Source organism: Nocardioides cremeus, from assembly GCF_030518195.1.
GTDB lineage: Bacteria > Actinomycetota > Actinomycetes > Propionibacteriales > Nocardioidaceae > Nocardioides > Nocardioides cremeus.
In genome coordinates this window covers 1-288 of the sequence record NZ_JAULSC010000184.1, presented here as the reverse complement: position 1 = coordinate 288, position 288 = coordinate 1, and the positions used below count along the sequence as shown (strand labels likewise).

General features: G+C 48.3%; 1 protein-coding gene. It reads left to right on the top strand.

Annotated features, from left to right (window positions below; genetic code table 11):
- Window positions 1–191, top strand: a 191-nt coding sequence (locus tag QWJ41_RS20995; RefSeq protein WP_302710424.1) for a hypothetical protein, incomplete at its 5' end; no start/stop codon positions are given.
- Between the last annotated feature and the right edge of the window lie 97 nt (window positions 192–288).

Below are 288 nucleotides of genomic sequence, written 5' to 3'. Positions count from 1 at the left end.
CAGAGCTGTGGAGGAAGCAGACGGCGGGGCATCTGTTAAAGGAATCGGAAGCCACGGATGTGAAGGAGGGTGAGAACCAGGAGGGAGGCGTAGTCGTTGGTGATACGACGATTCAGGGAGAAGACCAGGCAACCACTTCTGCGACGAAGAGTGATAATTCCGGTGAAGATAACAGCGTACGACGCAAATAAGCGTTAATAGAATAGAGGTGAGATCATGTTGCGTGTAACAAGCTTATTAGACATTCGGCTTTCAATTCACGAAAAAGAGAAGCCTGTAAGATAACGA